This is a genomic window from Belliella filtrata (genome assembly GCF_022549775.1).
GTDB lineage: Bacteria > Bacteroidota > Bacteroidia > Cytophagales > Cyclobacteriaceae > Belliella > Belliella filtrata.
This window is the reverse complement of the sequence record NZ_JAKZGP010000145.1, coordinates 1-880: the sequence shown is the minus strand read 5'-3', so window position 1 is coordinate 880 and position 880 is coordinate 1. Positions and strand designations below refer to the sequence as shown.

Here is an 880-nt window from a genome sequence, read left to right as displayed (position 1 = left end):
ATGGAAGTCGGGTAGACCTGAAGACAGTAACCGCAAGGAGCTGTTTAGGGTAGAACCGGTAACTGGGGCTAAGTCGTAACAAGGTAGCCGTACCGGAAGGTGCGGCTGGAACACCTCCTTTCTGGAATGCTTTGGATTTTAAAATCTGAAACGATCGTCTTACTTTCTTCTTTATTTCTAGGGCCTGTAGCTCAGGTGGTTAGAGCGCTACACTGATAATGTAGAGGTCCGTGGTTCGAGTCCACGCAGGCCCACCAAATATATTCTTCTATAAAGATAGAAGCTTTAAATTTACTGAAGTTAAATAAAACTTGATTTCAGTAATATCAAATACAGACTAATTAGATATTTTGAAGGAATATCGGGATGACTAGAGTATAAGTTATCTAGTTTCTTTAGTGACAATAAAATGGGGGATTAGCTCAGCTGGCTAGAGCACCTGCCTTGCACGCAGGGGGTCAACGGTTCGAATCCGTTATCCTCCACATAAATTAACCAAATAGTGGTTAGTACAAGAGTTCATTGACATGTTGAGCAGAGAATTGAGCGGAAGGATTATATCCTGAAGCGAAGATAGGTTGTATACCGAAGCAAGAGGCGGTATACGATTAATGTAAGTAAATAAGGGCGCACGGGGGATGCCTAGGCTCTCAGAGGCGAAGAAGGACGTGACAAGCTGCGAAAAGCTACGGGGATCCGCAAGAGGACATGATCCGTAGATATCCGAATGGGGCAACCCATCCTGCATAAGTGGGATATTCCGCAAGGAAGGCAAACCCGGGGAACTGAAACATCTAAGTACCCGGAGGAAGAGAAAACAACAGTGATTCCGAGAGTAGTGGCGAGCGAAATTGGAACAGCCCAAACCGATGCTGTTACG

The 880-nt window shown here is 45.1% G+C and carries 2 tRNA genes and 2 rRNA genes; all 4 read left to right on the top strand.

The window, feature by feature from the left end:
• Positions 1–121, top strand: a 16S ribosomal RNA gene (locus MM239_RS20810); the annotation flags it as partial.
• Positions 122–180: 59 nt separating this feature from the next.
• Positions 181–257: transfer RNA gene (locus tag MM239_RS20805), tRNA-Ile, on the top strand.
• Between the two features lie 154 nt (positions 258–411).
• Positions 412–485, top strand: a tRNA-Ala gene (locus MM239_RS20800).
• A 126-nt stretch (positions 486–611) separates the two neighbouring features.
• Positions 612–880, top strand: a 23S ribosomal RNA gene (locus tag MM239_RS20795); the annotation flags it as partial.